Origin of the sequence: Nocardioides humi, assembly GCF_006494775.1 — a bacterium.
Classification (GTDB): Bacteria; Actinomycetota; Actinomycetes; order Propionibacteriales; family Nocardioidaceae; genus Nocardioides; species Nocardioides humi.
In genome coordinates, this window is record NZ_CP041146.1 from 6,120,168 (window position 1) to 6,146,369 (window position 26,202).

The 26,202-nt window shown below is 72.1% G+C and carries 24 protein-coding genes and 2 pseudogenes; 11 read left to right on the plus strand and 15 right to left on the minus strand.

The window, feature by feature from the left end; all coding sequences use genetic code 11:
• Positions 1 to 13 precede the first annotated feature (13 nt).
• The 5 genes from sufB to FIV44_RS29585 form a co-directional block, all read right to left on the minus strand.
• On the minus strand, positions 14 to 1,432 hold the full coding sequence (gene sufB / locus FIV44_RS29565) for a Fe-S cluster assembly protein SufB (protein ID WP_141007564.1): 1,419 nt from the start codon (positions 1,430 to 1,432) through the stop codon (positions 14 to 16).
• Entirely contained in the window at positions 1,429 to 2,127 is a 699-nt protein-coding gene (locus tag FIV44_RS29570; RefSeq protein ID WP_246086710.1) for a helix-turn-helix transcriptional regulator, read from the minus strand. The genes sufB and FIV44_RS29570 overlap by 4 nt, the downstream gene beginning before the upstream one ends.
• Positions 2,128 to 2,216: 89 nt before the next feature.
• On the minus strand, positions 2,217 to 3,212 hold the full coding sequence (locus tag FIV44_RS29575; protein WP_141007565.1) for a leucine-rich repeat domain-containing protein: 996 nt from the start codon (positions 3,210 to 3,212) through the stop codon (positions 2,217 to 2,219).
• Positions 3,213 to 3,290: 78 nt separating this feature from the next.
• Positions 3,291 to 3,710 carry a hypothetical protein gene (locus FIV44_RS29580; protein WP_141007566.1) on the minus strand — a complete coding sequence of 140 codons (420 nt, stop codon included), beginning with the start codon at positions 3,708 to 3,710 and terminating at the stop codon, positions 3,291 to 3,293.
• The gene (locus FIV44_RS29585) at positions 3,703 to 4,068 is read right to left on the minus strand and encodes a hypothetical protein (protein WP_141007567.1); all 366 of its coding nucleotides are present in this window, start codon (positions 4,066 to 4,068) and stop codon (positions 3,703 to 3,705) included. The genes FIV44_RS29580 and FIV44_RS29585 overlap by 8 nt, the downstream gene beginning before the upstream one ends.
• Positions 4,069 to 4,110: 42 nt before the next feature.
• Here FIV44_RS29585 and FIV44_RS29590 point away from each other — a divergent pair, with 42 nt between their 5' ends.
• The 6 genes and pseudogenes from FIV44_RS29590 to FIV44_RS29615 all read left to right on the plus strand — a co-directional run bounded on the left by FIV44_RS29590 (position 4,111) and on the right by FIV44_RS29615 (position 9,284).
• On the plus strand, positions 4,111 to 4,419 hold the full coding sequence (locus FIV44_RS29590) for an Lrp/AsnC family transcriptional regulator (RefSeq protein WP_141007568.1): 309 nt from the start codon (positions 4,111 to 4,113) through the stop codon (positions 4,417 to 4,419).
• Positions 4,420 to 4,537: 118 nt separating this feature from the next.
• Positions 4,538 to 4,873 (plus strand): annotated as a pseudogene (locus tag FIV44_RS33755) (nitrilase-related carbon-nitrogen hydrolase); the annotation flags it as partial.
• A gap of 420 nt (positions 4,874 to 5,293) precedes the next feature.
• Positions 5,294 to 6,667, plus strand: a pseudogene (locus tag FIV44_RS33760) (flavin monoamine oxidase family protein); the annotation flags it as partial.
• Positions 6,668 to 6,691: 24 nt separating this feature from the next.
• On the plus strand, positions 6,692 to 7,633 hold the full coding sequence (locus tag FIV44_RS29605) for an ABC transporter ATP-binding protein (RefSeq protein ID WP_246086711.1): 942 nt from the start codon (positions 6,692 to 6,694) through the stop codon (positions 7,631 to 7,633).
• The gene (locus FIV44_RS29610; protein WP_141007569.1) at positions 7,630 to 8,400 is read left to right on the plus strand and encodes an ABC transporter permease; all 771 of its coding nucleotides are present in this window, start codon (positions 7,630 to 7,632) and stop codon (positions 8,398 to 8,400) included. The genes FIV44_RS29605 and FIV44_RS29610 overlap by 4 nt, the downstream gene beginning before the upstream one ends.
• Before the next feature lie 2 nt (positions 8,401 to 8,402).
• Positions 8,403 to 9,284, plus strand: coding sequence for a COX15/CtaA family protein (locus tag FIV44_RS29615; protein ID WP_246086712.1), 882 nt, complete (start codon positions 8,403 to 8,405; stop codon positions 9,282 to 9,284).
• 186 nt (positions 9,285 to 9,470) lie between these two features.
• On the opposite strand, the gene FIV44_RS29620 is transcribed toward FIV44_RS29615, so the two are convergent.
• Positions 9,471 to 10,418 carry a heme o synthase gene (locus tag FIV44_RS29620; protein WP_246086713.1) on the minus strand — a complete coding sequence of 316 codons (948 nt, stop codon included), beginning with the start codon at positions 10,416 to 10,418 and terminating at the stop codon, positions 9,471 to 9,473.
• Positions 10,419 to 10,530: 112 nt separating this feature from the next.
• Between FIV44_RS29620 and tkt the strand changes: the two genes are divergently transcribed.
• The 5 genes from tkt (at position 10,531) to FIV44_RS29645 (ending at position 17,358) form a co-directional block, all read left to right on the plus strand.
• A complete protein-coding gene (gene tkt / locus FIV44_RS29625) occupies positions 10,531 to 12,642 on the plus strand; it encodes a transketolase (protein WP_141007572.1) in 2,112 nt (703 codons plus the stop codon).
• A 33-nt stretch (positions 12,643 to 12,675) separates the two neighbouring features.
• On the plus strand, positions 12,676 to 13,782 hold the full coding sequence (tal, locus tag FIV44_RS29630) for a transaldolase (RefSeq protein ID WP_141007573.1): 1,107 nt from the start codon (positions 12,676 to 12,678) through the stop codon (positions 13,780 to 13,782).
• A gap of 3 nt (positions 13,783 to 13,785) precedes the next feature.
• Entirely contained in the window at positions 13,786 to 15,435 is a 1,650-nt protein-coding gene (gene pgi / locus FIV44_RS29635) for a glucose-6-phosphate isomerase (protein WP_141007574.1), read from the plus strand.
• A gap of 205 nt (positions 15,436 to 15,640) precedes the next feature.
• Positions 15,641 to 16,180, plus strand: a complete 540-nt coding sequence (gene pgl / locus FIV44_RS29640; protein ID WP_342778868.1) for a 6-phosphogluconolactonase — start codon at positions 15,641 to 15,643, stop codon at positions 16,178 to 16,180.
• A gap of 359 nt (positions 16,181 to 16,539) precedes the next feature.
• Entirely contained in the window at positions 16,540 to 17,358 is an 819-nt protein-coding gene (locus tag FIV44_RS29645) for a hypothetical protein (protein WP_246086714.1), read from the plus strand.
• Positions 17,359 to 17,471: 113 nt separating this feature from the next.
• Here FIV44_RS29645 and FIV44_RS29650 read toward each other — a convergent pair whose 3' ends face one another.
• From FIV44_RS29650 to uvrC, 9 genes are all read right to left on the minus strand, one after another.
• Positions 17,472 to 17,831, minus strand: coding sequence for an RNA polymerase-binding protein RbpA (locus tag FIV44_RS29650; RefSeq protein ID WP_141007576.1), 360 nt, complete (start codon positions 17,829 to 17,831; stop codon positions 17,472 to 17,474).
• A gap of 70 nt (positions 17,832 to 17,901) precedes the next feature.
• Positions 17,902 to 18,138 carry a preprotein translocase subunit SecG gene (gene secG, locus FIV44_RS29655; RefSeq protein ID WP_141007577.1) on the minus strand — a complete coding sequence of 79 codons (237 nt, stop codon included), beginning with the start codon at positions 18,136 to 18,138 and terminating at the stop codon, positions 17,902 to 17,904.
• A 27-nt stretch (positions 18,139 to 18,165) separates the two neighbouring features.
• The gene (gene tpiA, locus FIV44_RS29660) at positions 18,166 to 18,963 is read right to left on the minus strand and encodes a triose-phosphate isomerase (protein ID WP_141007578.1); all 798 of its coding nucleotides are present in this window, start codon (positions 18,961 to 18,963) and stop codon (positions 18,166 to 18,168) included.
• 1 nt (position 18,964) lies between these two features.
• The gene (locus tag FIV44_RS29665) at positions 18,965 to 20,164 is read right to left on the minus strand and encodes a phosphoglycerate kinase (RefSeq protein WP_141007579.1); all 1,200 of its coding nucleotides are present in this window, start codon (positions 20,162 to 20,164) and stop codon (positions 18,965 to 18,967) included.
• Positions 20,165 to 20,189: 25 nt separating this feature from the next.
• Complete coding sequence (gene gap, locus FIV44_RS29670) at positions 20,190 to 21,188, minus strand: type I glyceraldehyde-3-phosphate dehydrogenase (RefSeq protein WP_141007580.1); 999 nt, start codon at positions 21,186 to 21,188, stop codon at positions 20,190 to 20,192.
• Positions 21,189 to 21,314: 126 nt separating this feature from the next.
• Positions 21,315 to 22,301, minus strand: a complete 987-nt coding sequence (whiA, locus tag FIV44_RS29675; protein ID WP_141007581.1) for a DNA-binding protein WhiA — start codon at positions 22,299 to 22,301, stop codon at positions 21,315 to 21,317.
• A 45-nt stretch (positions 22,302 to 22,346) separates the two neighbouring features.
• Entirely contained in the window at positions 22,347 to 23,315 is a 969-nt protein-coding gene (locus FIV44_RS29680) for a gluconeogenesis factor YvcK family protein (protein ID WP_141007582.1), read from the minus strand.
• On the minus strand, positions 23,308 to 24,186 hold the full coding sequence (rapZ, locus tag FIV44_RS29685) for an RNase adapter RapZ (RefSeq protein WP_425465142.1): 879 nt from the start codon (positions 24,184 to 24,186) through the stop codon (positions 23,308 to 23,310). Before rapZ ends, FIV44_RS29680 begins: the two co-directional genes overlap by 8 nt.
• The gene (gene uvrC, locus FIV44_RS29690; protein WP_141007584.1) at positions 24,170 to 26,170 is read right to left on the minus strand and encodes an excinuclease ABC subunit UvrC; all 2,001 of its coding nucleotides are present in this window, start codon (positions 26,168 to 26,170) and stop codon (positions 24,170 to 24,172) included. Before uvrC ends, rapZ begins: the two co-directional genes overlap by 17 nt.
• Positions 26,171 to 26,202 lie beyond the last annotated feature (32 nt).

Sequence of the window (26,202 nt, forward strand, 5' to 3'; positions counted from 1 at the left end):
AGCGCCGAAGGCCTCAGCCGACAGCGCCCTCCATTTGGAGCTCGATCAGGCGGTTCAGCTCGAGGGCGTACTCCATGGGGAGCTCCTTGGCGATCGGCTCGACGAAGCCGCGCACGATCATCGCCATCGCCTCGTCCTCCTCCATGCCGCGCGACATGAGGTAGAAGAGCTGGTCGTCGGAGACCTTCGAGACGGACGCCTCGTGGCCCATCGACACGTCGTCCTCGCGGATGTCGACGTACGGGTAGGTGTCGGAGCGGCTGATCTGGTCGACCAGCAGCGCGTCGCACAGGACGTTGGACTTCGAGCCGTGGGCGCCCTCGTTGACCTGGATCAGCCCGCGGTACGACGTCCGGCCGCCGCCGCGCGCCACCGACTTCGACAGGATCGACGACGAGGTGTGCGGGGCCGCGTGCACCATCTTGGCGCCGGCGTCCTGGTGCTGGCCCTCGCCGGCGAACGCGATGGACAGCGTCTCGCCCTTGGCGTGCTCGCCCATGAGGTAGACGGCGGGGTACTTCATCGTCACCTTGGAGCCGATGTTGCCGTCGACCCACTCCATGGTCGCGCCCGCCTCGCACACCGCCCGCTTGGTGACGAGGTTGTAGACGTTGTTGGACCAGTTCTGGATGGTCGTGTAGCGGCAGCGGCCGCCCTTCTTGACGATGATCTCGACGACCGCGGAGTGCAGCGAGTCCGAGCTGTAGATCGGCGCGGTGCAGCCCTCGACGTAGTGCACGTAGGCGTCCTCGTCGACGATGATCAGGGTCCGCTCGAACTGGCCCATGTTCTCGGTGTTGATCCGGAAGTAGGCCTGCAGCGGGATGTCGACGTGGACACCCTTCGGGACGTAGATGAACGAGCCGCCCGACCACACCGCGGTGTTGAGCGCGGCGAACTTGTTGTCGCCGACCGGGATGACGGTGCCGAAGTACTCCTTGAAGAGGTCCTCGTGCTCCTTCAGCGCGGTGTCGGTGTCGAGGAAGATGACGCCCTGCTCCTCCAGGTCCTCGCGGATCTGGTGGTAGACGACCTCGGACTCGTACTGCGCGGCGACGCCGGCGACCAGGCGCTGCTTCTCCGCCTCCGGGATGCCGAGCTTGTCGTAGGTGTTCTTGATGTCCTCCGGCAGGTCCTCCCAGCTCTGGGCCTGCTTCTCGGTGGACCGCACGAAGTACTTGATGTTGTCGAAGTCGATCGCCGACAGGTCCGAGCCCCAGGTGGGCATGGGCTTGCGGTCGAAGAGCCGGAGGCCCTTGAGGCGCAGGTCGAGCATCCAGCCCGGCTCGCTCTTCTTGCCGGAGATGTCGCGGACGACGTCCTGGTTGAGGCCGCGCTTGGCGTTGGCGCCGACGTCGTTCTTGTCGGCCCAGCCGAACTCGTAGCGACCGATCCCCTTGAGCTCGGGGTTCAGTTCTTCGATCGAGGTCATGAGGTGACCTGCTCCTTCTTCTCTCGGGACGAGACCGTGCCGGCGTCGGGGATGCACGTGGTGCACACCCCGTCGCCGTGGGCGATCGTGGCCAGCCGCTGGACGTGGGTGCCGAGGACGCGGCCGATGGCCTCCGTCTCGGCCTCGCACAGCTGGGGGAACTCGTGGGCGACGTGGGAGACCGGGCAGTGCTGCTGGCACAGCTGCTCCCCCACGACCGGCAGCTCGCGGACGGCGGCGGCGTACCCCTCCTCGGAGAACACCATCGCCAGCACCTGGGCCGGCGAGGCCTCCGGGTGCGCCGCCTGCACCTCCGGGAACCGCTCCTCGATGAACGCGGCCCGGCGCTCGGCGAACGCGCGGACGGCGTCCTCGCCGACCGTCTCGGCGAGGAAGCGCAGCGCCTCGGTGGCCAGGTCGTCGTACTGCTGGTCGAAGGCGTCGCGGCCCCGCTCGGTGAGCGCGAAGACCTTGGCCGGGCGGCCGCGGCCGCGGGCGCCGACCGGGCGCGGGTCACGGGCGTCGACGGCGCCCTCGGCGAGCAGCTGGTCGAGGTGGCGGCGTACCGCCGCCGGGGTCAGCTCGAGGCGCTCGGCGAGCGCCGCGGCCGTCGACGGACCGTTGACGAGGATCGACCGCGCGACGCGCTGGCGCGTCGGCTGGTCGCCGTCCTCGGAGGTCCGCACGATTTCCACAACGCCAGTGTGCCGTTATTGATTCCAGCCCTTCAAGCAAGGCGAGGCTTACTGAGGCGGCCCTAAGCGACCCGGGTCACAGGAGTCGATCAGGTCGTCGGCGAGCAGCCGTCGCGCCAGCCGGCGACGACCTCGCCGTCCGAGTCCAGGCTGTTCTTGCTGTCGAGCCAGGCGGCGAGGCCCTCGTTCACGACGCTGAGGCACCTGTTTCCGGACAGGTCGAGCACCACGTCGGCGTGGGCGTGGCGCAGCGGCGCCGCCCAGCCGGAGATGTCGCCGCTCAGCCGGTTGCCGTAGAGATCCAGGTCCTGGAGCCGGCCGAGGCTCCCGATCGCGTCGGGAACACTCGTGAGCCGGTTGCCGCCGAGGCCGAGGACCTCGAGGTTCGTGAGGCGTCCGATCGAGGCCGGGAGCGTGGTCAGCTCGTTGCCGGCCAGGGCCAGGATCCGGAGCTGGGTGAGGTCCTCGATCGGGTCGGGGAGGACGGTCAGGCCCTGCTCCTGCAGCGCGAGGTACTGGACATGCCCGCCCGCGCAGATCACATCGTCCGCACCCCAGGCGCAGGGGTCGCCGGTACCCCAGTCCCCGAGACCGGTGCCGCCGGGGTTGGCGTCCTTCAGAGCCATCAGCGCGTTGCACTCGAGGACCGGGATGCTGGACTGGCCGACGCAGCCCGCGCTCGGCTGCGGGCCGGGCTCGGGATCGGGGATGGCGGGCGTCGCGCAGGCGCTCGCGACGGCTGACTGTGCCGTCGGCACGCCGGCCGCGGCGCTCTTCACCCGGTGCTTGGCGAGCCTCAGCCTCTTCTTCGCCTTCGCGACCTTGGCCGCCGTGCGGGAGGCACGGGCCTTCGTGAGCTGCTTCCTCGCCTTGGCGACGCGGGCCTGCGCCGTGGCGAGGGACTCCTCGGCGGCCGTCAGGCCGCCCTTCGCGCTCGTGCACGCGCCACCGGCCGCCGTACGTGCCACGCTCGCCGAGGCACCCGGGCTCGCCAGCGCACCGAGCACCAACAGGACGGCGACCAGCACCGACGACGAACGCGGGCGAGCGCGCTCGACCCTCTTCCGGGACTGCGTGGCGACCATGTGCTCAGGCTGCGGTGACGCCGCGCTCCGGGTGCGGTCGAGGAGAGACTTTCCCCAGGTTGCGGTACCGACCGGCCGTCAATCGGCCTCGGGGCGCGGCCGGGTGTGGCGCAGCCAGGCCAGTCCGGCGAAGGGCAGCACGAGCGGCAGGAAGCCGTAGCCCTGGCCGAAGTGCGACCAGACGGTCTTGTCGGGGAACAGGTCGGTGGCGACATAGCTGAGCGTGCCGACCGACAGCACGCCGAGCAGTTCGATCGTGACGGCGATGCCGGCCACCCGCCAGCCGGTGCTGCCGCCCAGGAGGAGACAGGTGGTGGCGACGAGGTAGAGGACGGCGGCGGCCAGCGACAGCGAGTAGGCCAGCGGCGCCCTGCCCGGCTCCATGCCGAGCTGGACCGCCGAGCGGCCGGTCGCCGCGACGGCGAACAGGCCGTAGGCGAACACCAGCGCGCGTCCCCAGCCCTCGGCGAGCGCCTGGGGCTCCTGCTGCTCAGGCACCGCGACCTCCCCACACGTCCCACAGCCGCACCTCGAGGCCGGCGACCGTGGCCACGCCGAGCAGCAGGATCGTCGTACCGACCCGGGAGCGCTCCGCGAGCGCGAAGAAGGCCGCGACGACCGGCACCAGCAGGTTGGTGACCAGGTAGCTGACGAAGACGGCTCCCTCGACGTCCCGGTCGGTGCGGGACAGGGCCACGATCCCGACGACCAGCTGCACCACCATGACGAGCTCGAGGACGGCGAGCGCGACGAAGTGCGAGTCCTGCGCCGCGCGGTCGCGCACGAGGTCGACGACCAGCACGACGGCGGCCACGCCGGCGAGGGCGAGCGCGACGCCGTACAGCCAGGGATTCACGGCCGTCAGCGTAGACGCAGGGGCTCGGGGACAATGAGCCGCATGCAGCTCGATCAGCTCGACCGCCTCATCGTCGACGCCCTCCTGGAGGACGGCCGGGCCACGTTCGCGCAGATCGGGCACCGGGTCGGGCTGTCCGCGCCGGCGGTCGAGCGGCACCCGGAGATCGTCTCGGCCTTGACCGTGACCGGGGAGGCGGACGCGATCCTGCACATCCTCGCCGCCGACGTGCGCCACTTCGAGCAGGTCGTCGAGCGGATCGCGCGGGAGCGGTTCATGGTGCGCACCAAGAGCGAGCTGGTCATGTCACCGCTGCTCCGCCGGGAGGCGCAAGGAATCGCCGCATCCTGACCGTCTGACGCAACGGATCGTCGCCCACCTGCAATCCCGAGGCATCGATCGTGCGCGGCCGCGGTCCTACCGTGGACGCGTGACCGACTCCCCTGTCGCCGGCCGCGCGGCCGAGCTCGTGGTCGCCGTCTGGCAGCCGGACGGCCCCTTGCTCGACGTGCCCGCCGCCCTCGGCGCCCTCGACGCCGTGGCGGCCGAGGCCGCCGGGCGCGGAGCCCGGCTCCTCGTGTGCCCCGAGTTCACCCTCACCGGCTACGACATCGCGCCGCAGGCGGCCGCCCTCGCCGAGCCGGCCGGCGGCCCGATGGCGCGGGCCGTGGCCGGCGTCGCGCGGCGCCACGGCCTCGCGATCGCGTGGAGCTGGCCCGAGCGGGACGGCGAGCGGGTCCACATCGCCGCCGAGCTGGTCGACCGCGACGGGACGGTGCTCGCGCGGCACCGCAAGACGCACCTGTACGGCCCGGACGAGGCGGCCGCCTACGTCCCCGGCTCGACGACGCCCGGCGCGCCAACACCCACCTGGCCGACCGCCGGCCCGAGGTCTACGGAGGCCTGGCCCGATGACGACCGGCCAGACCACGCCCGACGCGGCGCTCACCCGGCCCGCCGCGGTCACCATGCTCGGGCCCGACTTCCCCTTCGGGTACGACGAGCACCTCGCCCACCCCGCCGGCCTCGGCTCGGTGCCGGCCGAGCACCACGGCCGCGAGGTCGCGATCGTCGGCGGCGGCCTGTCCGGCATGGTCACCGCCTACGAGCTGATGCGGATGGGGCTGAAGCCGGTCGTCTACGAGGCCGACCGGATCGGCGGCCGGCTGCGCTCCCAGCCGTTCGGCGGCCCGCACTGCCCGATCGCGGAGCTCTCGGCGGCATGCGCTTCCCGCTCTCGTCCCGGGCGCTGTTCCACTACGTCGACCGGCTCGGGCTGCGGACCTCGCCGTTCCCCAACCCGCTGTCCGAGGCCACGCCGAGCACGGTCGTCGAGCTCGGCGGCGAGTCGTTCTACGCCCGCGGGTACGACGACCTGCCGCCGTTCCTCGAGGACGTCGCGGACGCCTGGCACGAGGCGCTCGGGGAGGTCGGCTTCGCCGCCGTGCAGGACGCGATCGCGCGCCGCGACGTACCCCGCATCAAGGAGCTGTGGAACCAGCTCGTCCCCACCCTGGACGAGGAGACCTTCTCCGGCCTCCTCGCCGGCAGCGAGGCGTTCGGCTCCCGCAGCTTCCGGCACCGCGAGGTGTTCGGGCAGGTGGGCTTCGGCACCGGCGGCTGGGACACCGACTTCCCGAACTCGATGCTCGAGATCCTGCGGGTGATCTTCACCCACGCCGACGAGGACCACCAGCTGGTCCACGGCGGCGCGCAGCAGCTGCCCGTCGGCCTCTGGCGGGACGCCCCGGAGTGCGCGCACTGGCGGGCCGGCACCTCCCTGGAGGGCCTGCACGGCGGGGCGCCGCTGCCGGGCGTCGCCCGGATCGCGCGCGGCGACGGCGGCCGGCTCGAGGTCACCGACCGCTGGGGCACCACCCGCGCGTACGACGCCGTGGTCGTCACCTGCCAGGTGTGGCTGCTCTCGGCGCGGATCGACGTCGACGAGACGCTGTTCTCCCCCGACCTGTGGATGGCGATGGAGCGCACCCACTACATGCAGTCCTCGAAGACCTTCGTGCGCGTGGACCGGCCGTTCTGGAGGGACGTCGACCCCGGCACCGGGCGCCACGTGATGAGCATGACGCTCACCGACCGCCTGAACCGGGCGACGTACCTCCTCGAGGACGACGGCGCCGCCTCGATCTGCCTGTCCTACACCTGGAACGACGACGCCCTGAAGTGGCTGGCGCTGCCGGTCGAGGAGCGGGTGCGGCTGCAGCTGCACTCGCTGCGCAAGATCTACCCGGGCGTCGACATCGCCGCGCACATCGTCGGCGACCCGATCACGGTGTCGTGGGAGTCCGACCCGAACTTCATGGGGGCGTTCAAGGCGAACCTGCCCGGCCACTACCGCTACCAGCGGCGGCTGTTCTCGCACTTCGTGCAGGACGACCTGCCCGCCCACCGCCGCGGGATCTTCCTCGCCGGCGACGACATCTCGTGGACCGCCGGCTGGGCCGAGGGCGCGGTCACCACCGCGCTCAACGCCGTGTGGGGCGTGGTCCGGCACTTCGGCGGCACGAGCGCTCCCGGCAACCCCGGACCGGGGGACCGGTTCGCCGAGCTCGCGCCGCTGGCCCTGCCCGACGGGCTGTGAGAGGCCGTTCCTAGACTGTCCGCCGTGTCACTCGCTCAGGACCATGCTGTCGAGGTCGACGGCCTGGTGATGAGGTACGGCGACACGGTCGCCGTCGACGACCTGTCGCTGACCGTCGACCGGGGCACCGTCACCGCCGTCCTGGGTCCCAACGGCGCCGGGAAGACCACGACGCTGGAGACCTGCGAGGGCTATCGCCGGCCGCAGGGCGGCACCGTGCGCGTGCTCGGCCTCGACCCGGTCCGCGAGCGGTCGGCGCTGCTGCCGCGGATCGGGGTGATGCTGCAGTCGGGCGGCGCCTGGAGCGGCGCCCGGGCCGAGGAGATGCTCCGCCACCTCGCCCGGCTGCACGCGCACCCGCAGGACGTCGGCCTGCTCATGGAGCGGCTCGCGCTGCACGAGTGCGGCCGGACGCCGTACCGGCGCCTGTCCGGCGGTCAGCAGCAGCGCCTGGGCCTCGCGCTCGCGCTCGTCGGGCGCCCCGAGCTGGTGTTCGTCGACGAGCCGACCGCCGGCATGGACCCGCAGATCCGGCGGGCCGTGTGGGAGCTGCTCGAGGAGCTGCGCGCCGACGGCGTGACCGTCGTGCTGACCACGCACTACCTCGAGGAGGCCGAGCGGCTCGCCGACCGGGTGCACATCCTCGACCGCGGCCGGCTGGTCGCCAGCGGCACGCCGCTGGAGCTGACCCGCGGCGGCACCGTCGCCACCATCCGGATCGTCGTCACCCAGCCGTTCCCGCCCGGGGCGCCCGAGGCCCTCGTGAAGGAGCTCGGCGAGGGCACCGAGCTCACCGTGCTCGACCCGCTCAGCCTCCAGCTGTCAGGACCGGCCGACAGCACCACGCTCGCCACCGTCGCGAGCTGGTGCGCGACCCACGACGTGCTGCCCGAGTCGCTGTCGCTGGGCCAGCGCAACCTGGAGGACGTGTTCCTCGAGCTCACCGGCAGGGAGGAGCTCCGATGAGCAGCACCTTCGCCCCGGCGCCGGGAGCCGCGCCCGTCGTCCGCCAGCTGCTGACGCAGGCCGGCATGGAGGCACGGCTCATGCTGCGCAACGGCGAGCAGCTGCTGCTCGCCGTCGTCATCCCCGTGATCGTGCTCGTCGGCGCGGTCCGCGGCGCCGAGCGGGTCGGGCTCGACCTCGACGGCCGCCCGATCGACGTCCTCACTCCCGGGGTGCTCGCGCTCGCCGTGATGTCGACCGCCTTCACCTCGCTCGCGATCGCCACCGGCTTCGAGCGGCGCTACGGCGTCCTCAAGCGGCTGGGCACCGCCCCCCTCTCCCGGACCACGCTGCTGGGCGGCAAGGTGCTCGCGCTGCTGCTCGTCGAGGCGTTCCAGTTCGTCGTCATCGGCGGGGTCGGGCTCGCCCTCGGCTGGTCCGGCCCGTCCGGCGCGGGCGGCGTCCTCGCCCTCCTGCTCGCCGCGCTGTGCGGTACGGCCGCCTTCGCCTCGCTCGGCATGCTGCTCGCCGGCTCGCTGCGGGCCGAGGCCACGCTCGCCGCCGCCAACCTGGTCTACCTCCTGCTGCTGGCCGGCGGCGCCGTGATCCTGCCCGTCACCATGTACGGCGGGCTCGGCGACGTCGTGCGCTGGCTGCCCTCCGGGGCCCTCGGCGAGGCGGTCCGCTCCGCGTGCGACGGCGCGGTCGCCGTCCGCGATCTCGTGGTGCTCCTCGCCTGGGCCGGGCTCGGCTCCGCCCTGACCGCCCGTACCTTCAAGTGGGAGTGACCGTGAGCACCACGACCCGACTGGCCGACCTGCAGCGCGTCGTCGGCGCGCGCCTGGTGCCGCTCGCGTGGGCCAACCTCGTCGCGAACATCGGCATTGTGGTGACCGGCGGCGCCGTGCGGCTCACCGGCTCCGGGCTCGGCTGCCCGACCTGGCCGAAGTGCACCGACGAGTCCTACACCGCCCACGGCGCGCTCGGCATCCACGGCGTGATCGAGTTCGGCAACCGGCTGCTCACCTACGTCCTCCTCGTCATCGCCCTCGCCTTCGTGGTCGCGGCCTGGCAGCGCGGCGGCCGCGTGCGCACCCTCGCGCTCGTCGTCCTGGCGGGCATCCCGGCCCAGGCCGTCGTCGGCGGCATCACCGTGCTCACCGACCTCAACCCGTGGATCGTCGCCTTCCACCTGCTCGTGTCGATGGCCATGGTCGCGGTCTGCGTGTGGATCCTCGACGAGCTCACCGGCCCCGTACGCGCGGCGGCGTCCGGGCCGTCGCTCCGCTTGGCGTGGGCGACCTTCGCCGCCGGCTGGGTCGTGCTCTGGCTCGGCACCGTGGTCACCGGCTCGGGCCCGCACTCCGGCGACCTCGACTCCAAGCGCACCGGTCTCGACCCCGAGGTCGTCTCCCACGTCCACGGCGTCTCCGTCGGCGTACTCGTGCTCTCGACGATCGCCCTCCTGGTCGTCGCGCACCGGCGGGGCGAGCGGGTCCTCGCGATGTTCGCCGGCGTGCTCCTGGCCGTCGAGCTTGCGCAGGGACTGCTCGGCTACGTCCAGTTCTTCACCGACCTGCCCGAGATCCTGGTCGGCCTGCACATGCTCGGCGCCGCGCTCGTCTCCGCCGGCCTGGCCCGGGTGGTCGTCACCACGCGGCCGCGGCGCTGATCGGCTCGCTCGTTCCGCCTTCCGCCGGATCCGGTGTCCGGCCAGCCCCGGGCGGATGTCACTCGCGTCCCACGCGTCACTGGCGGAGGGCGGTTCATGCGGTTGTCAGGGGTTGCAACACCTGACAACCGCATGGATCCCCGGACATCCGGGGATCCATGCAGCCCCGCGCCACAGACCCGCGCCTCAGTGCAGCAGCGGATCGATGGCGACAGCGACGAACAGCAGCGACAGGTACAGGTTCGACGAGTGGAACAGCCGCATCGGCTGGAGCACGCTCAGCTCGTTCGACGTCTTGGCGCGGCGGTGCAGGCCGTGGGCCTGGGCCAGGAAGACGCCGCCGAGGACGCCGGCCGCGACGGGGTAGAGCGGGCCGGTGTCGGCGACGGGCCACAGCAGCAGCGAGGTCGCGACCATCACCCAGCTGTAGACGACGATCTGCAGCGCCACGACCCGGGCCGGCTTGACCACCGGGAGCATGGGGACGTCGACCTGCGCGTAGTCCTCGCGGTAGCGCAGCGCCAGCGCCCAGGTGTGGGGCGGGGTCCAGAAGAAGACCACGGCGAACAGCACCACCGGGACCCACGAGAGCTCGCCGGTCACGGCGGTCCAGCCGATCAGCGCCGGGAAGCAGCCGGCGATGCCGCCCCAGACGATGTTCTGGGTGGTCCGGCGCTTGAGCAGCATCGTGTAGACGAACACGTAGAACGCGTTCGCGCTCACCGACAGCACCGCCGACAGCGGGTTGACCCAGACGGCCAGGATCACCGTCGACAGCACACCGAGCACCACGCCGAAGACCAGCGCGGCACCCGGCGAGACGATGTGGCGCGGCAGCGCCCGGCGGCGGGTACGCCGCATCTGCTCGTCGATGTCGCGGTCGTAGACGCAGTTGAACACCGAGGCGGAGCCGGCGGACAGCGTCCCGCCGACGACGGTGGCCAGGACCAGGCCCAGCGGCGGCACGCCCCGCGCGGCGAAGAACATCACCGGCACGGTGGTGAGCAGCAGCAGCTCGATCACGCGCGGCTTGGTGAGGCCGACGTACGCCATGACGACATCGCGGAAGGTGGCCCGGTGCGGTCCCTCGTCTCCGGCGAGCAGCTCGGGGCTGGTCGGGTCGACGTAGGTCACGAAAGGTCCTCGCGGGCAGGGGCTGAAGCGGTCCGAGTGTAGCCCGAGTCCATCTCCGGCCGGGCACCGAGCCGGTGTCGTGCTCGCCACGACCCTGAGTAGGCTCGACACCATGATCCCGGAGCTGGAGTGGACCGATCTCGACCGCAGGGCCGTCGACACCGCGCGCGTGCTCGCCATGGACGCCGTCCAGAAGGTCGGCAACGGCCACCCCGGTACGGCGATGAGCCTGGCGCCCGCGGCGTACCTGCTGTTCCAGAAGGTCATGCGGCACGACCCCGCGGACCCCGCCTGGATCGCCCGCGACCGGTTCGTCCTCTCCTGCGGCCACTCCTCGATCACCCTCTACACCCAGCTCTTCCTCGGCGGCTTCGGCCTCGAGCTCGCCGACCTCGAGGCGCTGCGCACCTGGGGCAGCAAGACCCCCGGCCACCCGGAGTTCGGCCACACGGTCGGCGTCGAGGTCACCACCGGCCCGCTCGGCCAGGGCGTCGCCAACGCGGTCGGCATGGCCATGGCCGCGCGCCGGGAGAAGGGCCTGCTCGACCCCGCGGCCGGCGACGGCCCCTCGATCTTCGACCACCACGTCTACGTGCTCGCCTCCGACGGCGACCTCGAGGAGGGCGTGAGCAGCGAGGCGTCCTCGATCGCCGGCACCCAGCAGCTCGGCAACCTGACCGTCATCTACGACGCCAACCGGATCTCGATCGAGGGCGACACCCACATCGCCTTCAACGAGGACGTCGCGAAGCGCTACGAGGCCTACGGCTGGCACGTCCAGACCGTCGACTGGACCGGCACCGACCACAACGATCTGGCCAACTACGAGGAGGACGTCCCGGCGCTGTACGACGCCCTCGAGGCCGCCGACGCGGTCACCGACAAGCCGTCCCTCATCGTGCTCAAGACCGTGATCGCCTGGCCCGCGCCCAACGCCCAGAACACCGAGGCCGCCCACGGCTCGGCGCTCGGCGCCGACGAGGTCGCCGCCACCAAGGCGGTGCTCGGCTTCGACCCCGACCGGACCTTCGAGGTGCCCGACGACGTCCTGGCCCACACCCGGGGGCTGATCGAGCGCGGCAAGGCGCGGGCCGCCGAGTGGGGCACGGCGTACGACGCCTGGGCCGCCGCGAACCCCGAGCAGGCCGCCCTGCTCCACCGCCTCGAGGACCGCCGCCTGCCCGACGGCGTCGAGGACGCGCTGCCCGTCTTCGAGGCCGACGCCAAGGGCGTCGCCACCCGCGCCGCCTCCGGCAAGGTCATCAACGCCCTCGCCCCCGTCATGCCGGAGCTGTGGGGCGGCTCGGCCGACCTCGCCGGCTCCAACAACACGACCATCAAGGACGCCAAGTCCTTCCTCCCCCTCGACCGCGGGGTCGAGGAGTGGCCGGCCGACCCCTACCAGGGACGGGTGCTGCACTTCGGCATCCGCGAGCACGGCATGGGCGCGGTCATGAACGGCATCGCCGTCCACGGCGGCACCCGCGTCTTCGGCGGCACCTTCCTGACCTTCTCCGACTACATGCGCGGCGCGGTCCGGGTCGGCGCGCTGATGCAGGCGCCGGTCATCTACATCTGGACCCACGACTCCATCGGGCTCGGCGAGGACGGCCCCACCCACCAGCCGATCGAGCACCTCGCGGCCCTGCGCGCGATCCCCGGCCTCGACGTAGTCCGGCCCGCCGACGCCAACGAGACCGCCGCCGCCTGGCTCCAGGTCCTCCGCAACAGCGACCGCCCGGCCGGCCTGGTCCTGAGCCGCCAGAACGTCCCGATCTTCCCCCGCGGCACCGACGGGTACGCCACGACCGACGATGTGGCCAAGGGCGGCTACGTGCTGCTCGACGCCGAGGGCGGCCAGTCCGACGTCGTCCTCATCGCGACCGGCTCCGAGGTCCAGTACGCCGTCGCCGCCCGCGAGCAGCTCGCCGCCGAGGGCGTCCACGCCCGGGTCGTCTCGATGCCGTGCATCGAGTGGTTCGAGGCGCAGACCCAGGCCTACCGCGACTCCGTGATCCCGCCGACCGTCAAGGCCCGGGTCTCCGTCGAGGCCGGCGTGAAGCAGGGCTGGCGCGAGTACGTCGGCGACGCCGGCCGGATCGTCGGCATCGAGCACTACGGCGCGAGCGCCGACGCCGCCACCCTGTTCCGCGAGTTCGGCTTCACGCCGGAGGCCGTCGTGCAGGCGGCCCGCGAGAGCATCGCGGCGGCAGCCCGCGACTGACCTACCCGCAGCACCCACCCGCAGGAGGAACTCATGAGTGATCGCTTGAAGACCCTCGCCGACGCGGGGGTGTCCATCTGGCTCGACGACCTGTCCCGCGAGCGGATCGAGACCGGCAACCTCGCCGACCTCGTCCGGGAGCGCTCGGTCGTCGGCGTGACCACGAACCCGACGATCTTCGCCGGGGCGATCGCGGACGGAGAGCGGTACGACGCCCAGGTGCGCGACCTCGTCGCCGGCGGCTCCGGCGTCGACGAGGTGATCTTCGCGCTCACCACCGACGACGTCCGCAACGCCTGCGACGTGCTCGCCCCGGTGGCCGCCGCCCACCCCGCGGACGGTCGGGTGTCCATCGAGGTCGAGCCGACGCTGGCCAACGACACCGAGGCCACCATCGCCTCGGCCAAGGCGCTGTGGGCGGCCGTCGACCGTCCCAACGCGCTGATCAAGATCCCCGCGACTCTCGAGGGGCTGCCGGCGATCACCGCCGCCATCGCGGCCGGGATCAGCGTCAACGTCACCCTGATCTTCTCGGTCGAGCGCTACCGCGCCGTCATGGACGCCTACCTCTCCGGGCTGGAGCAGGCGCAGGAGGCGGGCGTCGACCTGTCCACGATCCAGTCCGTCGCCTCGTTCTTCGTCTCCCGCGTCGACACCGAGATCGACGCGCGGCTTGAGAAGATCGGCACCGACGAGGCGCTCGCGCTGCGCGGCAAGGCGGCCGTCGCCAACGCCCGGCTCGCGTACGCCGCCTTCGAGGAGGTGCTCGGCTCCGCGCGCTGGCAGGCGCTCGCCGGGACGGGCGCCAACCCCCAGCGGCCGCTGTGGGCGTCCACGGGCGTCAAGAACCCGGCGTACCCCGACACGCTCTACGTCACCGACCTGGTCGTCGCCGACACCGTCAACACCATGCCCGAGAAGACGCTGCTGGCGTTCGCCGACCACGGCGACGTCACCGGCGACCAGGTGACCGGCCGGGCCGCCGACGCGCAGGCCGTGTTCGACCAGCTGGCCGCGGCCGGGATCGACCTCGACGACGTGTTCGTGGTCCTCGAGACCGAGGGGGTCGACAAGTTCAAGGCCTCCTGGACCGAGCTCGTCGCCACCGTCCGGACGCAGATGGACAAGGCCAAGGGCTGAGCCGTGGGCGCGGCTCCCGTCGACCCGACCGCGACCGAGGCCTGGGGGCGGCTCGCCGAGCTGGCGTCGGGCTTCCGGCCCGACCTGCCCGGCCTGCTCACCGACGCCGAGTGGGTGAGCCGCTCGACGGTCCGGGCCGCGGACCTGCGCGTGGACCTCTCCAAGAACCTGGTCACGCCCGAGATCTGGAAGGCGCTGCGCTCCCTGGCCGCGGAGGTCGGTCTCGAGGAGCGGCGGGACGCCATGTTCCGCGGCGAGCGGATCAACGTCACCGAGGACCGTGCCGTGCTCCACACGGCGCTGCGCCGGCCCCCGGACGCCGAGGGCCCGGAGGTCGGCGGCGAGGACGTCGTCGCGCAGGTGCACGAGGTGCTGCGTCGCGTCTACGCCTTCGCGGACGACGTGCGCTCGGGCGCCTGGCGCGGCTTCACGGGGCAGCCCATCCGCACGGTCGTCAACATCGGCATCGGCGGCTCGGACCTCGGACCCGTGATGGCGTACGAGGCGCTCAAGGCGTACGTCCAGGACGGCCTGGAGTGCCGGTTCATCAGCAATATCGACCCGACGGACGCGGCGCAGACCCTCGCCGGGCTCGACCCCGCGACGACGCTGTTCATCGTGGCCAGCAAGACCTTCGGGACCCTGGAGACGCTCACCAACGCCCGGCTGTGCCGGACCTGGCTGCTCGACGGACTCGGCGCCGGCGAGGAGGCGGTGTCCCGGCACTTCGTCGCCGTCTCCACCGCGCTCGACAAGGTGGCGGCCTTCGGCATCGACCCGGCCAACGCGTTCGGGTTCTGGGACTGGGTGGGCGGGCGCTACTCCGTCGACTCGGCCATCGGCACCTCGCTCGCGGTCGCGATCGGTCCCGAGCGGTTCGCGGAGTTCCTGGCCGGCTTCCACGCGGTCGACGAGCACTTCCGCACCACCCCGCTGGAGGACAACGTCCCGGCGCTGATGGGGCTGCTCAACGTCTGGTACACCGACTTCCTCGGCGCCCAGTCCCACGCGGTCCTCCCCTACGCGCAGTCGCTGCACCGGTTCCCGGCGTACCTGCAGCAGCTGACCATGGAGTCCAACGGCAAGAGCGTGCGCTGGGACGGCACCGCGGTCACCACCGACACCGGCGAGGTGTTCTGGGGCGAGCCCGGCACCAACGGCCAGCACGCCTTCTACCAGCTGCTGCACCAGGGCACCCGGCTCGTCCCGGCGGACTTCATCGCGTTCGCGACGCCGTCGTACCCGCTCACCGACGGCTCCACCGATGTCCACGAGCTGCTGCTCGCCAACTTCCTCGCCCAGACCAAGGCGCTGGCGTACGGCAAGTCGGCGGACGAGGTGCGCGCCGAGGGCACGGCCGAGGCCGTCGTACCCGCGCGGGTGTTCTCCGGCAACCGGCCGACCACCTCGATCATGGCGCCCGCGCTGACGCCGTCCGTGCTCGGCCAGCTGATCGCGCTGTACGAGCACATCACGTTCACCCAGGGCGTGGTGTGGGGCATCGACAGCTTCGACCAGTGGGGCGTCGAGCTCGGCAAGCAGCTCGCCCTGCAGATCGTCCCCGCCCTCGGCGGCGACGCCGCCGTGCTGGCCGAGCAGGACGCCTCCACCCGCGCGATGATCGACTACTACCGGGAGCACCGCCGCCGATGACCGACACCCCCCAGCCCCTCATCGAGGTGCACCCCGACGCCGCCGCGCTCGCCACCGCCGTCGCCGGCGAGCTCCTCAACCGGATCGCCGACGCCCAGGCCGCGGGCCACGTCCCCCACATCGGCCTCACCGGCGGCTCGATCGCCGACGCGATCCACCGCGAGGTGGCCCGCCTCGCGCCCGCCTCCGGCGTCGACTGGGGGCGGTGGTGCTCTGGTTCGGCGACGAGCGGTTCGTCCCCGCCGACTCCCCCGACCGCAACGTCAACCAGGCGCGGGCGGCGTTCCTCGACGAGGTCGGCGCCTTCCGCGTGCACACCGCCCCCGCCTCGTCCGAGGCCGGCTCCGCGGAGGAGTCCGCGGCGTCGTACGCCGACACGGTCCGGGCCGAGGGCGGCGGGGACTTCGACGTCCTCATGCTCGGCGTCGGCCCCGACGGCCACATCGCCTCCCTCTTCCCCGGCCACCCCGGCCTGGACGCCACGGACGCGATCGCCGTCGCCGTCCACGACTCCCCCAAGCCGCCGCCGGACCGGGTCAGCCTCACCTTCGAGGCCCTCAACCGCGCCCAGTCGGTGTGGTTCCTGGTCAGCGGCGAGCCCAAGGCCGACGCCGTCCGCCGCGCCCTCGCCGAGGTCCCCGCCGGCCAGGCGGCCGCCGCCCTCCGCGAGACCCCCGCCCGCGGCGTCACCGGCAGGGCCGAGACCGTCTGGTTCCTCGACGCGGACGCAGCGACCCTGATCTGACCCGACCCGGCTCGAACTGACCCGGGATTCGCGCCGACCCGGCGCATCCTGACCTGCAAACGCCACCGACCCGGCACGTTCTGACCTGCGAATTTCGCCGACCTGGCTCGAAACTGCACGCGATTCACGCTCCCATCCACAGGTCCTCGGGGCACATGATTGATCCACAGGCCGGTAGGGGCACGAGGCTCGCCATGAAACGTGCCGACTTCGAGGGCCTCGCCCTCCTCCCCGCCGGATTCCCGCTGCCGCTGGACCGCCCGTTCACGACGACCATGGCCGGCCGAGAGGCAGGTCTCCTCGGCAAGGACCTCACCTGGCTCGTCGGCCAGGGCTTCATCCGGCGCCTGATCAAGAGCGTGTACGTCGCGAGCCCGGTGCCCGACAGTCTCGACCTTCGTTGCTCGGCCCTCAAGCTCGTCGTACCGCCCGACGCTGTGGTCTGCGACCGCCACGCCGGCTGGCTGCACGGCGCGGAGATGGTTCTGGCGCCGAACGAGCACATCCACATCGCCCCTGTTCGTGTCTTCCTGCCCGCCGCTGGCCGTCGGCTTCGCAACGGCTTGGCGGACAGCGGGGAGCGCACCTTCGGTCGCGGCGACATCGTGGAGATCAACGGACTCCGTGTCACCTCGCCGCTGCGCACGACCTGGGATCTCGGCCGGAGCCGGTTCGTCGAGCGTTCACTGGCCGCCATGGACCAGATGCTCCGTCTCGGTCTGTTCTCGGCGGGCGAGCTGATCGACGGCGTTCCGCGGTTCAAGGGCATGCGATGGGTGCGGACGCTTCGCGTCATGGCCGGGTACGCCGATGGCCGCGCCGAGTCGCCGCCCGAGTCGATCCTCAGGCTCCGATGGATCCAGGCCAATCTGCCCACACCCGTTCCCCAGCTCGAGGTTCACAACGCCGATGGCATGTTCCTGGCGAGACTCGATCTCGGCAATGAGGAGCTGTGGTTCGCAGCGGAGTACGACGGCGACGAGTGGCACTCGACGCCTGACCAGCTGCGGCACGACCGCGAACGGCGTGCGCTCGTCGAGGCCGAGACGCCGTACCTCATCAAGGCGCTCAGGAAGGAGAACCTCTTCGGGCCGAAGGCCGATGCCGAGGCAGTCCTGCGTCGCGGCATCGTCGAAGCCCGCCGTCGTCCGAGTCAGCGATGCTCACGTGTCGGGTAAGGATGCGCCGGGTCGGCGACCACCACAGGTCAGGATGCGCCGGGTCGACGCAAATCCCGGGTCAGGAGCAGCCGGGTCAGCGCGAGAATCAGGTCAGGATGCGCCGGGTCGCGCTAGAAGATGATCTCGCCGGACTTGCGGCGGGAGCGGAGCAGCTGGATGGCCTCGTCGAGGATGACCTCGGCCTCCTTGTCGGAGCGGCGCTCCTTCACGTAGGCGAGGTGCGTCTTGTACGGCTCGATCTTGGGCGCCGGGGGCGCGTTCTCGGAGTCGAGGCCGGCGGGGAGGCCGCACTTGGGGCAGTCCCACGAGTCCGGGACGGACGCCTCGACGGAGAAGGTGATCACCGAGCGGTGGTCGTTCGCACAGAAGTACGTGACCGCCTGACGGGGAGCGGCCTCGCCACGCTCGGCCTCGCCCATCGGACCCGCACCGACGCGACTACCGCGGATCGCGTTCCCACCACCAGCCAACGGATTCTCTCCTCAAGCCCTCGGACGCCCCGGCCTCGCCGGATGCGGTTGCTCTAGACGGTCTGTGCTGTCAGTTCTGATAGGCGAGCAGCAGGCCCAGCGCGATCACGCAGGCGAACCAGATGACGCCGATCCCGACCGTGAACCGGTCGAGGTTGCGCTCGGCGACCGACGAGCCGCCGAGCGAGCTCGAGACGCCGCCACCGAACATGTCCGAGAGGCCGCCGCCCCGACCCTTGTGCAGCAGCACCAGCAGGATCATGATCAGGCTCGTCAGGATGAGCAGCACAGTCAGAAGCGTCGACACGCGAGGAATCCTACGTCAGGTCCGGTACTACGACAGCACCGGCATGTCGTAGAACCGGCAGATGCCGCCGAACTCGTCCGCCTCGAGGCTCGCGCCGCCGACGAGCGCGCCGTCGACGTCGGGCTTGGCCATGATCCCGGCGACGTTCGCGGCCTTCACCGAGCCGCCGTAGAGGATGCGTACGGCGTCCGCGGCCTCGTCGCCGTAGGACTCCCGCACCTGCCCGCGGATGGCGGCGCAGACCTCCTGCGCGTCGTCGGGGGTGGCCACCTCGCCGGTGCCGATCGCCCAGACCGGCTCGTAGGCGATGACCAGCCCGGCGACCTGCTTCTTCGACAGCCCGGCGAGCGAGCCCTCGACCTGCGCCATGGTGTACGGCACGTGCTCGCCGGCCTGCCGGACCTCCAGGCCCTCGCCGACACAGACGATCGGGGTGATGTCGGACCCCAGCGCGGCCTTCGCCTTGGCGTTGACGATCTCGTCGGTCTCGGTGTGGTACTGCCGGCGCTCGGAGTGCCCGACGACCACATAGGAGCAGCCGAGCTTCGCGAGCATCGCCGCCGAGATCTCGCCCGTGTAGGCGCCTCCGGCGTGCTGCGAGACGTCCTGGGCGCCGTACCGGATCGAGAGGCGGTCGCCGTCGACGAGGGTCTGCACCGAGCGGATGTCGGTGAACGGCGGGATCACCGCGACCTCGACCCTGCCGTAGTCGTGCCGCTTGTCGGACAGCGTCCAGGCGAGCTTCTGCACCAGCACCACGGCCTCGGCGTGGTTGAGGTTCATCTTCCAGTTGCCCGCCATCAGCGGGGTGCGTGCAGCGGCCATGTCAGGCGCCTTCCTCTTCGAGGACCGTGATGCCGGGCAGCTCCTTGCCCTCGAGGTACTCCAGGCTCGCGCCGCCGCCGGTCGAGATGTGACCGAACGCGGCCTCGTCGAACCCGAGGGTGCGTACGGCGGCCGCGGAGTCGCCGCCACCGACGACCGAGAGCCCGTCGACCTTGGTCAGCGCATCGGCGACCGCGCGCGTGCCCTCCGCGAAGGCCGGCTGCTCGAAGACCCCCATCGGCCCGTTCCAGAACACCGTCTTGGCGTCCGCGAGCGCGGCGGCGAAGGCCGCGCCGGACTCCGGACCGATGTCGAGCCCGAGCGCGTCCGCGGGAATCTCCGAGGCGGCGACCACCCGGGCCGACGCCTCGTCCCCGAACGCGTCGGCCACCACGATGTCGGTGGGCAGCAGGATCTCGACGCCGAGCTCCTCGGCCCGGGCCCGGTAGGCCCGCACGGTGTCGAGCTGGTCCTCCTCGAGCAGGCTCTTGCCGACCTCGAGCCCGTCGGCCTTCAGGAAGGTGAACACCATCCCGCCGCCGATGAGCAGCCGGTCGGCCTTGCCGAGCAGGTTGTCGATCACGCCGAGCTTGTCGGAGACCTTCGAGCCGCCGAGCACCACGACATAGGGCCGCTCAGGCGAGACCGTCAGGCGACGCAGCACCTCGACCTCGGCCGCGACGAGACCGCCCATGGCGTGCGGGAGCCGCTGCGCGACGTCGTAGACGCTGGCCTGCTTGCGGTGCACGACGCCGAACCCGTCGGAGACGAACGCGTCGGCCAGCGCCGCGAGCTGACCGGCGAAGGCGCCGCGCTCGGCGTCGTCCTTGCTCGTCTCGCCGGCGTTGAACCGGACGTTCTCCAGCAGCGCGACCTGCCCGTCGGCCAGCGCCGCGACCGTCTCCTGCGCCGAGGCGCCGACGGTGTCCGTGGCGAAGGCCACCGGCACGCCGAGCAGCTCGCCGAGACGGGCGGCGACCGGAGCCAGGGAGTACGCCGGGTCCGGCTCCCCCTTCGGCCGGCCGAGGTGCGCGGTGACGACGACGCGGGCGCCGGCGTCGGCCAGCGCCCTGATCGTCGGCACGCTCGCACGGATCCGGCCGTCATCGGTGATCCGGCTGCCGTCCAGCGGCACGTTCAGGTCGGAGCGGACGAGGACGCGCTTGCCGCGTACGTCGCCCAGGCCGTTGAAGTCAGTCACAAGCGTCAGAGCCTAGCGCCGGGTGTCAGAGGCTCGCGCCGACGTGCAGGATGAGGTCGGCCAGCCGGTTGGAGTAGCCCCACTCGTTGTCGTACCAGCCCGCGACCTTGACCTGGTTGCCGATCACCTTGGTGAGCGGCGCGTCGAAGATGCACGACGCCGGGTTGGTGACGATGTCGGAGGACACGATCGGGTCGGTCGAGTAGACGAGGAACCGGCCGTCGGCGGCCGCCTTCACGATCGCGTTGACCTCCTCGACCGACGTCTCCCGCGAGGCCTCGAACGACAGGTCCGTGAGCGAGCCGGTCGGCGTCGGCACCCGCAGGGCGTACCCGTCGAGCTTGCCCTTGAGCTCCGGCAGCACCAGGCCGATCGCCTTCGCCGCGCCGGTCGAGGTCGGCACGATGTTGAGGGCGGCGGCGCGGGCCCGGCGCAGGTCCTTGTGGATGTTGTCCTGCAGGTTCTGGTCGGCGGTGTAGGCGTGCACCGTCGTCATCAGGCCCTTGACGATGCCGAGCCCGTCGTTGAGCGCCTTCGCCATCGGCCCGAGGCAGTTGGTGGTGCAGGACGCGTTCGAGATGACGGTGTGCGCGGCCGGGTCGTAGTCGCCCTCGTTGACGCCCATCACGACGGTGACATCCTCGTGGGAGGCCGGCGCGGAGATGATCACCTTCTTGGCGCCGCCGCCGTCGACGTGGGCGCGGGCCTTGGTGGCGTCGGTGAAGAAGCCGGTCGACTCGACGACGATGTCGACGCCGAGGTCGGCCCAGCGCAGCGCGGCGGGGTCGCGCTCGGCGAACGCCTTGATCTCGGCGCCGCCGACGATGATGGCGTCGTCGGTCGACTCCACGTCGGCGTCGAGCGGGCCGAGGATGGAGTCGTACTTCAGCAGGTGGGCCAGGGTCGCGTTGTCGGTGAGGTCGTTGACGCCCACGATCTCGATATCGGCTCCGCTCGCGCGCACGGCGCGGAAGAAGTTGCGGCCGATCCGACCGAATCCGTTGATTCCGACACGAACAGTCATGGGGTTCTCCTGTGAGAGAGCGAGGTCTTCAGCGGTGCCTCGACCCTATCCCGCAGGGGGCGGCCGGCGGTGGGCGGGGGTGACCCGCATCACATGCTGGGACGAGCCCTCGGGCACCCGAGCGCGTCAGGCGTCGCCGGCGAGCATCTCCGGGGTCAGCGACGCCTCGGTGTCGGGTACGCCGAGCTCCTCGGCCCGCTTGTCCGCCATCGCCAGCAGCCGGCGGATCCGCCCGGCGATGGCGTCCTTGGTGAGCACCGGGTCGTGGAGCTGCCCGAGCTCCTCGAGCGAGGCCTGCTTGTGCTCCAGGCGGAGCTCGCCCGCCATCCGCAGGTGGTCGGGGACCTCGTCGCCGAGGATCTCCATCGCCCGCTGCACCCGGGCGCCGGCGGTGACCGCGGCCCGGGCGGAGCGGCGCAGGTTGGCGTCGTCGAAGTTGGCGAGCCGGTTGGCCGTGGCACGGACCTCGCGGCGCATCCGCCGCTCCTCCCAGGCCATCAGCGTCTCGTGGGCACCGAGCCGGGCCAGCAGCTGGCCGATCGCGTCGCCGTCGCGGATCACGACCCGGTCGACCCCGCGGACCTCTCGGGCCTTGGCCTGGATGCCGAGCCGGCGGGCGACCCCGACGAGCGCGAGCGCCGCCTCGGAGCCCGGGCAGGTGACCTCGAGCGAGGACGACCGGCCCGGCTCGGTGAGCGAGCCGTGGGCGAGGAAGGCGCCGCGCCACGCGGCCACGGCGTCGCACGCGCCTCCGGACACGACCGCCGGCGGCAGGCCGCGCACGGGACGGCCGCGCTGGTCGAGCAGTCCGGTCTGGCGGGCCAGCGCCTCGCCGTCCTTGACGACCCGGACGATATAGCGGCTGCCCTTGCGCAAGCCGTTGCCCTGCACCATCACGACCTCGGAGCCCTGCCCGTAGATCTCGGAGATGTCCTTGCGCAGGCGGCGGGCGGCGGCGCCGGTGTCGAGCTCGGCCTCCACCACGATCCGGCCGCCGACGATGTGCAGACCACCGGCGAAGCGCAGCATCGAGGCCACCTCGGCCTTGCGGCAACAGACCTTCGTGACCGGAATGTTGGCCAGCTCCGCCTTCACCTGTGCCGTCATCGCCATGAGCCCGATCCTCCCACGGTGGTCAACGACCCCGGGCCGAGCCCGTCAGCGCAGGCCGAGAATCCGTGCGTACGCCGCCGCGAGCTTCACCGGGTCGTGCCGCGGGGAGCCGTCGTCGGCCGCGACGTCGTCGACCACCAGCCGCGCGCCGAGCGCCGCCACCGTCTCCTCCAGCTCGCCGAGGTCGTCGCCGACCGAGCCGCGATCGGCGAGCACGACGTCGATGCCCAGCTCGGGGGCGTGCTCGGCGAGCACCGCGAGGTGATCGGCCGGGCCGAAGCCGCCGGTCTCGCCGGCCTGCTCCGCGAGGTTGAGGACGACGACCAGCCGGGCGTCCGTGGCGACGAGGGCCTCCCGCAGCCGCGGGACGAGCAGGTGCGGGAGGACGCTGGTGAACCAGGAGCCCGGCCCGAGCACGGCCCAGTCCGCCTCGGCGATCGCGTCGACCACGGCCGGGCTCACCTCCGGGTCCGCGGGGTCGAGCGCGATCGAGGTGATGACGCCGTCGGTCGTGGCGACCTCGACCTGTCCGCGCACGGAGGTGAGCACGTCGGGCCGGCCCGGCACCAGGCCGCGCACCTCCGCGGTGATGTCCATCGGCGTCATCGCCATCGGCAGCACCCGGCCCTTCGCGCCGAGCAGCCGCCCGACCCAGTCGAGCGCGTCGACGTGGTCGCCGAGGAGCTCCCAGAGGCCGACGATGAGCAGGTTGCCGACGACGTGGCCGCGCATCTCGCCGTCGCCGGCGAACCGGTGCTGCAGCACCCGCGCCCAGGTGTCGCCCCACGCGTCGTCGCCGCACAGGGCGGCGAGCGCCATCCGCAGGTCGCCGGGCGGCAGCACCCCGAACTCGCCGCGCAGCCGCCCGGACGAGCCTCCGTTGTCGGCGACGGTGACGACCGCGGTGAGCTCGTCGACGGTGAGGTCGTCGACGAGCTGGCGCAGGGCGCTCAGCGAGGCGTGGAGGCCGTGGCCGCCGCCGAGCGCCACGACCGCCTGCGCCCGCTCACTCACGGCCGAGGTCACGATGGATCGCGCGGGCGACGTACCCCTGCTCCCCCAGCCGGCGGGCGATCTCCTCGGTCATCGCGACGCTGCGATGCTTGCCGCCGGTGCAGCCGATCGCGACCCGCATGAACCGCTTGCCCTCGCGGAGGTAGCCCTCGGCGACGCCGGCCAGCAGGGGCACGTAGGCGTCGACGAACTCCGCGGCGCCCGGGCGGCCGAGGACGTACGCCGCCACCTCGGCGTCCTGGCCGGTGCGGGGCCGCAGCTCGGGCACCCAGTGGGGGTTGGGCAGGAAGCGCATGTCGGCGACGTAGTCGGCGTCGACCGGGATGCCGTACTTGAAGCCGAAGCTGACCACCGAGACCCGGAGCCGGGTGGCCTCGGTGGTGCCGAAGGAGTCGGCGATCCGGTCGGTCAGCTGGTGGACGTTGAGGCTGGTGGTGTCGATGACCAGATCGGCCTCGGAGCGCAGGTCGGCGAGCACCACGCGCTCGCGCCGGAGGCCGTCGAGCAGGCGGCCGCCCTGCTGGAGCGGGTGGGGGCGGCGCGCGGCCTCCTGCCGGCGGACCAGCACCTCGTCGGTCGCGTCGAGGAAGACCAGCGTGGTGTCGCGGCCGGCGACGCCGTGGGCGAGCGCGCTGCGCAGGCCCTGGAAGAAGGAGCCGGAGCGTACGTCGACCACGACCGCCACCGGCTGGGCCGGTCCGTGGGTCTCGTCGACGAGGCGGACGACGTCGGGCAGCAGGCTGGGGGGCAGGTTGTCGACCACGAAGAAGCCGAGGTCCTCCAGCTCCTTGGCGGCGGTGCTGCGGCCCGCGCCGGTCATGCCGGTGACGACGACGAGCTGCCCGTGCGTGCTGTCATCCATGGGCGCCATTGTGCCGACTGTCCGGCTGCCGGTCGGCGTCCAGGGCGTCCTTGATCGCGGTGGCGGTCCGGGGCCCGACGCCGGGCACCGCGGCGATCTCCTCGACGGTGGCGGCACGGAGCTTGCGCAGCGAGCCGAAGTGGCGCAGCAGCGTCCGGCGGCGTACCTCGCCCAGGCCGGGGACGTCGTCGAGCAGGCTCTCGACCATCGACTTGGACCGCCGGTTGCGGTGGTGGGTGATCGCGAACCGGTGCGCCTCGTCGCGGACCCGCTGCAGGAGGTAGAGGCCCTCGGAGGTGCGGGGCAGGATGACCGGGTCCTCCTCGCCGGGCACCCACACCTCCTCCAGCCGCTTGGCGAGGCCGCAGACGGGGATGTCGTCGATGCCGAGCTCGTCGAGCGCCCGCTGCGCGGCGGCGACCTGCGGCGCACCGCCGTCGACGACCACCAGTCCCGGCGCGTAGGCGAACTTCCGGGGGCGTCCGGTGTCGGGATCGACCAGCATCGGCCCGGTGCCGGCCTCGGGGTCGCCCGGTCGCAGCTCCGAGCGCGCCTGTTCGTCGAGCAACCGGCGGAACCGGCGGGTGATCACCTCGTGCATGGCGCGGACGTCGTCGGAGCCGTCCTGGTCCTTGATCACGAACCGGCGGTACTCCCCCTTGCGGGCCAGGCCGTCCTCGAAGACCACCATGGAGGCGACGATCTCGGTGCCCTGGATGTGGGAGACGTCGTAGCACTCGATCCGCAGCGGCGCCTCGTCGAGCTCGAGCGCCTCCGCGATCTCGGCGAGCGCCCGGTTGCGGGTGGTGAGGTCGCTGGCCCGCTTGGTCTTGTGCAGCGCCAGCGACTCGGTGGCGTTGCGGGCGACGGTCTCCTGCAGGGTCCGCTTGTCGCCGCGCTGCGGGACCCGGATCTCCACGCGCGACCCGCGCAGGTCGGAGAGCAGCTGCTCGAAGGTGGCGTGCTCGGCCGGGAGCGCCGGGACCAGGATCTCGCGAGGTACAGCGTCGCGCGCGTCCTCGGGCGCCACGCCGGCGTACAGCTGGAGCAGGAAGTCCTCGACGAGCGCGGCCGTGTCGCCCTCGTCGGTGCGGTCGGCGACCCAGCCGCGCTGGCCGCGGATCCGGCCGCCGCGGACGTAGAACACCTGGACGGCGACCTCGAGCGGGTCCTCCGCCAGGGCGATCACGTCGGCGTCGGAGCCGTCGCCGAAGACGACGGCCTGCTTCTCGAGGGCCTTGTTCATCGCGCCGAGGTCGTCGCGCAGCCGGGCGGCCTTCTCGAAGTCGAGCGCGTCGGAGGCGGCGTACATCTCCTGCTCGATACGCCTCATGAACGGCCGGGTCCGGCCCGCCATGAACTCACAGAAGTCGTCGACGATCGCGCGGTGGTCCTCGGGAGAGACGTTGCCGACGCAGGGCGCCGAGCACTTGTCGATGTAGCCGAGCAGGCAAGGGCGGCCGATCTGGCTGGATCGCTTGAAGACGCCGTTGCTGCACGAGCGCATCGGGAAGACCCGCAGCAGGATGTCGACGGTCTCGCGGATCGCCCAGGCGTGGCTGTAGGGGCCGAAGTAGCGGGTGCCCCGGCGCTTCGCGCCGCGCCCGACCATGACCCGGGGGAACTCCTCGGACACGGTGACCGCGAGCCAGGGATAGGACTTGTCGTCGCGGTATTTCACGTTGAACCGCGGGTCGTACTCCTTGATCCAGGAGTACTCCAGCTGCAGCGCCTCGACCTCGGTCCCGACGACCGTCCACTCGACCGAGGTCGCGGTGGTGACCATGGTCGCGGTGCGGGGGTGGAGGTTCGCGATGTCCTGGAAGTACGACGACAGCCGGGCCCGCAGGTTCTTCGCCTTGCCGACGTAGACGACCCGGCCGGTGCGGTCGCGGAACCGGTAGACCCCGGGCTGGGTGGGGATCGAGCCGGGCTTCGGCCGGTAGCTCAACGCGGGTGACACGAGAACAACCCTACGGAGATGCACCGACATGTCTTTATCGTCGTTAGTCACGTGGTTTACTT

Coding starts and splice junctions, on each gene's coding strand:
- FIV44_RS29575 (WP_141007565.1), bottom strand. CDS start 3,212: ATGGTCGCCACGCAGTCCCGGAAGAGGGTCGAGCGCGCTCGCCCGCGT.
- gap (WP_141007580.1), bottom strand. CDS start 21,188: ATGACTGTTCGTGTCGGAATCAACGGATTCGGTCGGATCGGCCGCAAC.
- FIV44_RS29610 (WP_141007569.1), top strand. CDS start 7,630: ATGAGCAGCACCTTCGCCCCGGCGCCGGGAGCCGCGCCCGTCGTCCGC.
- FIV44_RS29590 (WP_141007568.1), top strand. CDS start 4,111: ATGCAGCTCGATCAGCTCGACCGCCTCATCGTCGACGCCCTCCTGGAG.
- whiA (WP_141007581.1), bottom strand. CDS start 22,301: ATGGCGATGACGGCACAGGTGAAGGCGGAGCTGGCCAACATTCCGGTC.
- tal (WP_141007573.1), top strand. CDS start 12,676: ATGAGTGATCGCTTGAAGACCCTCGCCGACGCGGGGGTGTCCATCTGG.
- uvrC (WP_141007584.1), bottom strand. CDS start 26,170: ATGTCGGTGCATCTCCGTAGGGTTGTTCTCGTGTCACCCGCGTTGAGC.
- tkt (WP_141007572.1), top strand. CDS start 10,531: ATGATCCCGGAGCTGGAGTGGACCGATCTCGACCGCAGGGCCGTCGAC.
- tpiA (WP_141007578.1), bottom strand. CDS start 18,963: ATGGCCGCTGCACGCACCCCGCTGATGGCGGGCAACTGGAAGATGAAC.
- rapZ (WP_425465142.1), bottom strand. CDS start 24,186: ATGGCGCCCATGGATGACAGCACGCACGGGCAGCTCGTCGTCGTCACC.
- sufB (WP_141007564.1), bottom strand. CDS start 1,432: ATGACCTCGATCGAAGAACTGAACCCCGAGCTCAAGGGGATCGGTCGC.